We start from the raw sequence: 7,370 nt of genomic DNA on the forward strand, positions 1-7,370 counted from the left end.
GCATAATGAAGACGGCAATCATTCCCGCGACAAGTTGTTTATATAGCGTCATATTACTTACTCATCGTAACTTACAATTGGTTTATTCAATTTTAGCGAGCGTTCCCGTTCACGTAAGTCATTCCAAAGACTTAATCGTGAAGAGTCTCCTGCAAGCTGGCCATTTTTGGATTTCATTAGCCATAAATTTTTACCGTTAAAGCTGTAGATCGGTAACAGATCACGGCGTGTTGATGCTGGCTTAATCTCAGGGTTTATATTGTCTAAAATTAAGGGCTCGGCATTGGGTGTTGAATAGTACGCAAGAACCATATGAAACTGATTTAATTCAATGGCTTTAACATACACGAGGCGCAACTTTTTATCATCGATACCCAGTTCAAGCAGGGAGAAGTACTTCGCAATTGTGAAATCTTCGCAATCCCCTGCGTTGCTTCCTAGAAACTCAAGTGGTGTCGCCCAGTAGTCATTTTTCCCCCATAAATCGATATCATTAACAAAGTACAGCTGATTGAAAAATCGATTTATTTCGGTCAATTTGTCACGTTCGGGAGCATTTTGGTGTTTGGCAATTTCTTTGCGCCATGTTTCGACGCGTTTTCCCGCTCTTGTGCCATAGGTAAGCGCGACCGCATCGACCCACTGCTGCTCTTTGGTGTTGAGCGCTTGGGGGGATGAGGGCATAAATAGCAATAAAACCAGTGGCAGCCAAAACTTCATCAAAAACCGTCAATCATAAATATATTAAAAAGCATAAGTGAACCTTACTCCCTTAGCGCATTTTTTTGTGCACTGAGTATGGGCTTTAGTAGATAATCCATCACGGTTCGTTTACCCGTAATAATATCAACAGAGGCCGTCATTCCTGAGATGATAGGCAGGTTAGCATCATGCCCTAAGCTGGTTTGATTGGTCCTTACTCGGACTAAATAATAGCTTTTGCCTTCTTCATCTTGAGTTGTGTCGGCACTGATATGCTCAAGTGTCCCTTCCAAGCCGCCATATTTGGTGAAATCATAGGCGCTGAATTTTACGATGGCAGGCAACTCTGGTCTTAAAAAGGCGATGTCTTGTGGGGCAATTTGCGCTTCAACAAGCAAGGTATCCTCTGTTGGGACTACTTCAACAATATCCATACCGGGCTGGATAACACCGCCAACGGTGTTGACGTAAAGCGTCTTAATCGTTCCTGTCACAGGCGATAGCACAACAGTGCGATTTACCTTATCTTCAAGCCCAACGGCTGATTCTGTGATTGCTGAAAGTCTATCTTGGGCTTCGTTCAGTTTGTCTTGCTGCTGTGAGCGAAACTTTTGAGCCGCATCAATACGGTTGAGCACCGCTTCGCGAATCGCTGATTTTAATACTGGGATGTTAAGCTCGCTGGTGGTCATTTCACGGCGAGTATCGTTTACTTGGCGCTGTAGTTTCAGCAGCTCAATTCGTGGCACGACACCTTCGTCTGCTAAAGGCTTGGTTATCTCAAGCTCTTTATTCGCAAAATCATAACTTTGGCGCAAATTTTTCACGCGCGCTTGTATTTCAACCAACTCTTGTAGCTTCTGTTTGACTTGTTGATCTAAAAGAGAAAGTTGGTTGCGTAAGTTATTAAGATCTTGCCGGTAGGCGGCCCTTTGTCTATTAACTAAATCGGGTTGGTTGTCTGTTAACAGCGGTGGAAAGGCGAGTTTGTTATAGTCAATTTTGACGCTATTTTGCCAGTTGTCATCATCAATTTCTTCGTTAATCATCACGCTAGTAATGGAAGCGGATAGCTGTAGAACACTGGCGGTAAGGTTAGCGACTTGTTGTTCACGTTCGCGGTAGTCTGAGCGGAAACGAGTGTCATCAATTAATAACAGTTGTTGGCCTTTTTGCACTCGTTCACCTTCGCGAACCAATATCTGTTTGACTAAGCCTCCTTCCAAGTTTTGAACCACTTGAACTTGCGATGACGGAACGACTTTGCCTTGTCCAACTGTCACTTTGTCGACCTGTGCCCATGAGGCCCAGACGATGGCTAAGAGAAAAAAACAGACCATAACCCAGAGCATCACACGTGCACTGTTGGGCGTGTTCAGTAGCAGAGCCGCCGTTTTGTCGTCTACGTACTCCAATTCTGTCGAAGAGAGTTTGTTATAACTCTTGTTGCTCATCGCTTATCCTTTGCGCCTAATCGTAGTGTATTTCCCTTTTCTACTTAAAGCTGTAGAAGGAGACTACAACTGTAAGTTGTTTGGGTATAGTTGCTTGATTTTATTACTTGTCTAGCAAAATGTTAAGGATTTGCCACTCATCATGAGATTACTATTCACCATTTGAATTGATTGTACTTCCTATTGCGTACGTTCTACAGAGTTTAGCTGTGAATTACTGATTTTGTTGAACCTTAGCACTCTTGAGTTATGACGATGATAGGCGCACAATCGTCAAAAATTTCATAAGGAGCAGAGATGGAACTTTCAGACATCCGCCGCGAATACATAAAAGGCGGTTTAAGACGCAAAGATTTGCTTTCAAATCCTATTGAGCAGTTTAACCTTTGGCTGCAACAGGCTATTGATGCCGGTCTTACCGATCCCACGGCGATGACAGTGGCAACGGTTGATGAAAATGGACAACCTTTCCAACGTATAGTGCTATTAAAAAATGTCGAAAAAGACAGTTTTGTTTTCTACACCAATTTAGGCAGTCGCAAAGCGCAGCATATTGAACACAACAATAAAGTCAGCTTGCACTTTCCTTGGCACCCATTAGAGAGACAAGTGCACATCACAGGAACGGCTGAAAAATTGTCGGCTTTTGAAAACATGAAATATTTTACTTCTCGTCCTAAAGATAGCCAAATTGCCGCGATAGCGAGTCGCCAGAGCAGCCGTATCTCAGCACGTGGTATTTTGGAAGGTAAATACTTGGAGTTAAAAAAGAAATTTGAACAAGGTGAGATCCCAGTTCCGAGTTTTTGGGGAGGATATCGCGTTAAAGTTGAATCGATAGAATTTTGGCAAGGTGGTGAGCATCGTTTGCATGATCGCTTCTTGTTTACGCAACATGATCAACAATGGGACGCTGAACGTTTAGCGCCATAAGGCCTGCTTGTTAAAAGTCAGTCGCAATGAATGCCTCATCTATATGGGGCATTCACTATTGAGTACCACGGATAATTGCGTTTTGAGCAAGGTCTTGGGGATGTTTGAGCCATAACCTTGGTCTAGAGCCATATCGATAAGTTGCTCTTTACTGTGGGCTGCAAATTTATGTCGCAATTTTGCTTCATAGCCTTCCACTGTTTTTATCGAAATCTTCATCACCCGAGCAATGTGTTTGGGCTTTTTTCCATAAAGCAGAAGAAAAAGAACCTCAGATTCTCTTGTGGTTAGGGGCCCGGAAATGGGCTCTAGAACACCCGCGGAATGCTGTGTGGTCGTTAAACCTGTTGCCCGACATATCCAATGGCCTACTTCCAAAATCGCGGTATCAGTTAGCTCTTGCCCGAAAAAAATTGTACCTTGAACCTCACCTTGTGCGTTGAACCATGGGGTTTTGGTGAAAATATGAGCGCGCCAAGAACCGTCAGCATAGGGGTGGATATCCAGCACTTTTAACGGTTTTTTTGTGGAGATTACACATCGATCTTGTTGCTGGAATTCTGCGGCGCAAGCGGTTGTCGGGCTTGGCATTTCAAAGTCAGTTAATCCAATGCACTGTTTTGCATCACTAACACCAATTAATTTGCCATAAGCATTGTTTGCGTAAACAAAAACCGAATTAAGATCTTTGCAACCCCAATATCCCGGAAGCTGTTGAAACAATGAAATTTGTTCTGCGCTGAGGAAATTGACCATAGCGGGTTCTCCTAACAATGATATTGATATAATACCAATGGCATGGCGGGTTGTAATCCATAGCGGCATTTGAACATAAAAAAAGCCAGCCTGAAGAAGGGCTGGCATAAATACAAGAATTGCTTCTTGTCGACGTGCAGAAGAGGTTCTATGAATGCTGCGAGGGTGTTGCAAATTCATAGGGATACCACATGGATATCAAATATCAAACGTGTTTGATATTCAACACCACTTTAGACGACGAGAGTGCAATAACAAAGGGGGGAATTCCCCCCCTTTGTTATATAAATGGCTGAGCTAGTTCAGCTTACCTAAAGTTCCCTAATGACCCTGAAGCCAACATAATTTGCCGAAGTAGCAGGAGCAATAAACAAATTACCATAAGCCGCCGCCGTTGCAGGGGAGAAGCTCCATGCTCCACCTTTTGCTTGACCTCTTGAGTCATTTGTCCATTCCCACACGTTACCGACAACATCATAAAGGCCTAGGCCATTGGGAGCGAAAGACTTCACAGGAGAGGTACTTTTATTTGACCAAGGTGTACCACTCCAGCCAGTATTCGCTTTCCCAGTTCCGAAATCATCTCCCCACCAATAGTCTGTTTGTGTACCAGCGCGAGCGGCAATTTCCCACTCTTCTTCTGTCGGCAAACGGTATTTATAGCCAGTTTCCTTACTTAGCCAGCGAGTGTAGGCCTTCGCATCATTTTGGCTAATACACACCACTGGCGAGTTGCTCAACTGCTTAAAACCAGGGTCGCGCCAATAGCTACCTGCAATCGGAGTAATTTCAGATTCGGCGACTGCTGTGCACAGTTTTTGTAGCTCAGCATCAGTTTGGTAGGTGGTTTGATTCACAAAGGTTTCAAATTGACCCACAGTTACGGGGGTTGAACCAATTGCGAAAGCATGATCAAGGAAAACTTGTTTCGATGCGTGCTCGCCAATCAAATATTCGCCTGAGATCAAAGTGACTAACTCAGGAGCTTTAATATCCCCTTTGAGGGAATCAGCAAATTTATGTCCAGGTTTAAGTAGGTTGTCTTTTTCTCGTAGGTTCGCTCTTAATGTATGATCTGAGGTGATTTTCAGCTCTTGATTAAATGAGTAATACCCTTCTTTCTCAATCGTAATCATGTGCGGTCCCACTGGAAGCATCACTTCGACGGGAGTACTACCATAGTTTACATTGTCGATAGAGACTTTATCACTGTATTGGTTCGAGCGAATCGATAGGGTAACCCAAGCAATTTCTTTCTGTTTTTCTGTATTGGCTGAGTATTCGCCTGGGGCGAAACAGTATTGTGATTCGACATTCAGCAACCGACATGGTGTGTTTTCATCCGGTCTTGCATCAAGCTGAACATCTAGTACGGCTTTGTACTTATTGCCATTGTAGAAACCTGAATCTACGGTTTTATGGCGCAGTACATGAATATTAAAAGAGACATTGGCCAGATGTTGTTGGACGAGCTTGGCCTCACTTGTGGCCTCTATTAACTTGGTTTGATACTGGTTTACCGCTTTCTGGAGCGCTAAGTCAGTGGTCTGTTTCGAGCATTGAGCCAATGTCATATCGGCACTACAAGCGTTAGTAAAGCTAACTTTCTCGGTGCTACTCTGTTTGAGTTCATCTCTTAAGCGCTCAACTCGCGCGCGTAATTTATGCTGTTCTAGCTCATTGATATTTTTGCTGACCGTGTTCTGCTCGGCCCTTTTTTGTGCCAGCAGTGCTTCTGACTCTTGGCGTTTTTGCTCAGCTTCTAAACGGTTTTTTTGATTCTGCTTTACATTAGCCCAAGCTGCTTGGTAGGCATTTTGTGAAGGCATGATGTCCAGTTCAGGATCATCAATCATTTTCATGTAATCGCGTTCTAAGTCAGTTTTTGCTTTTGCAAGTGCCTTATCAAAGAGTTGGGCTTGCTTTGTTAGCCTGTCTAACTCACTGTTGTGGTTGTTCACAACCACTTGTTGTTCATGGGTGGCCTTCTGGGCTGCCTGTAATTCGGACTGTTTAGTAAACAACGCATCATCAATGGCAATTACTGAGGAAGGCGTTCCTTCTGCCATCGTCGATGTTGCCACTAAGCAAGGCGAAAGTGCTAATAAGAGAGCGGGTAAACCTTGTCGCATTATTATCTACTTCAGTTAAGTTATTAGTTCATTGTGTCTATTCTAAACGAAAACACCATTTTGTCTGAAGTCATCTTTCAATAACTTAATGACAAAATGGCGTTTTAACCGCATCTTTGTGAATTACGACAGAAAAACAGAGTTTTTTTGAGGTAATTAACCCTCTTTATTCGGTCTTAGCTTTATCCAAACCGTATCATTGCCGTTAATTGTTAATACCCGGTTGTAGGTTTCGTAGCCATCTTTAGAGACGGTAACTTGGTGGCGGCCATTGGGCAAAACAATCTCAACAGGTGTACTGCCGTAGTTAATACCGTTGATGGTTACGGCATCGTTGTATTGATCCGACCTTACGGTCACATTTGCCCACTGTTTGTCATTTTTTTGCGTACCTTCAGACACGCCGCCTTTCAAACAGTATCGAGTTGACACGTTAAGCAGTTTACACGCAGCCACCGCTTCTGGTTTCGCTTGAAGCTGAGCTTGCATTTGGGTGAAGTATTCGTTGTTGCCTTCAAAACCACTGCGAATAATTTGGCTATCTTGTACATGGATATTAAGTTCCACGCCTTTCAGGTTTTGCTTGGCAATGACCGATTCGGTTAGGTCATCAAGCAACTTGGCCCGAAACGTTTTTACCGCTTTTTGTTTGGTAAGGTGCTGTCCCTGATTTGAACACTCACCTAGTGTCATTGTCGTTGAACAGGTGGTTTTATAGCCAGTTTCAAGAACACTACTTTCACGCAGTTCGGCTTCGAGACGTTTGACCCTAGCCTCAATGCGCGACTCTTCGAGGTTCGCATACTCATTACTGAGACGAGCTTGCTTCTGTTTGATTTGAGACAAGCGCATTTCAACTTCGGTCATCGCTTGATTATTCTCAAGGCCTTCAGCTTGGTTCTGCTTCACTGATGCCCATGTTTCTTGGTACTTCTTTTGAAACGAGGCTAAATCTGTGTCTGGATCATCTAAAAGACGGCTATATTGTTTGTCCAAAGCAGACTTGGCTCGATTGCGTTTAGCATCAAGTTCTTCACTTTCTCGTTTAATACGAACATGTTCATTTTTAAGTTGTTGAAGCTTGGCTCCCTCTGCTTCGTATTCTGCAGAAATCGCGTCGATTTCCGTCTGTTTAGTAGTCATTTTTTCATCGATAGCGGTGACAGGATCTACCTGAATAACTTCTTCCGCGTACACCGATGCAGATACCCAAAAAGGGCTTAGCGCAAGCAATAGCGCTGGGATGCGACGTGTGATCATAGGTCCCTGCAACAAATTAACGTTTAACCACAAAAGTGGGAAAGACAAACTTTTGACAGCTTTAATGGATAAGCTGTATTCATAATGCAAAATTTATTCCGAACAATAGCAAAATTCACTTAAATCTATTACT

General features: G+C 43.4%; 6 protein-coding genes. 1 reads left to right on the top strand and 5 read right to left on the bottom strand.

Annotated elements, in window-relative coordinates:
• Nucleotides 1–57: 57 nt before the first annotated feature.
• Complete coding sequence (locus B9J84_RS00635; RefSeq protein WP_026027195.1) at nucleotides 58–720, bottom strand: transglutaminase-like cysteine peptidase; 663 nt, start codon at nucleotides 718–720, stop codon at nucleotides 58–60.
• A gap of 44 nt (nucleotides 721–764) precedes the next feature.
• Nucleotides 765–2,156: an HlyD family type I secretion periplasmic adaptor subunit gene (locus B9J84_RS00640; protein WP_013868204.1), complete on the bottom strand. Its 1,392-nt coding sequence runs from the start codon at nucleotides 2,154–2,156 to the stop codon at nucleotides 765–767.
• 297 nt (nucleotides 2,157–2,453) lie between these two features.
• Between B9J84_RS00640 and pdxH the strand changes: the two genes are divergently transcribed.
• Nucleotides 2,454–3,089 carry a pyridoxamine 5'-phosphate oxidase gene (gene pdxH / locus B9J84_RS00645; RefSeq protein ID WP_013868203.1) on the top strand — a complete coding sequence of 212 codons (636 nt, stop codon included), beginning with the start codon at nucleotides 2,454–2,456 and terminating at the stop codon, nucleotides 3,087–3,089.
• A 39-nt stretch (nucleotides 3,090–3,128) separates the two neighbouring features.
• On the opposite strand, the gene B9J84_RS00650 is transcribed toward pdxH, so the two are convergent.
• The 3 genes from B9J84_RS00650 to B9J84_RS00660 all read right to left on the bottom strand — a co-directional run bounded on the left by B9J84_RS00650 (nucleotide 3,129) and on the right by B9J84_RS00660 (nucleotide 7,237).
• On the bottom strand, nucleotides 3,129–3,845 hold the full coding sequence (locus B9J84_RS00650; protein ID WP_017044931.1) for a PAS domain-containing protein: 717 nt from the start codon (nucleotides 3,843–3,845) through the stop codon (nucleotides 3,129–3,131).
• Nucleotides 3,846–4,156: 311 nt separating this feature from the next.
• The gene (locus B9J84_RS00655) at nucleotides 4,157–5,977 is read right to left on the bottom strand and encodes an SUMF1/EgtB/PvdO family nonheme iron enzyme (RefSeq protein ID WP_013868201.1); all 1,821 of its coding nucleotides are present in this window, start codon (nucleotides 5,975–5,977) and stop codon (nucleotides 4,157–4,159) included.
• Between the two features lie 156 nt (nucleotides 5,978–6,133).
• Entirely contained in the window at nucleotides 6,134–7,237 is a 1,104-nt protein-coding gene (locus tag B9J84_RS00660; protein WP_026028446.1) for a PEGA domain-containing protein, read from the bottom strand.
• Between the last annotated feature and the right edge of the window lie 133 nt (nucleotides 7,238–7,370).

The sequence above is a fragment of the Vibrio sp. V03_P4A6T147 genome (genome assembly GCF_002241085.1).
Classification (GTDB): Bacteria; Pseudomonadota; Gammaproteobacteria; order Enterobacterales; family Vibrionaceae; genus Vibrio; species Vibrio anguillarum.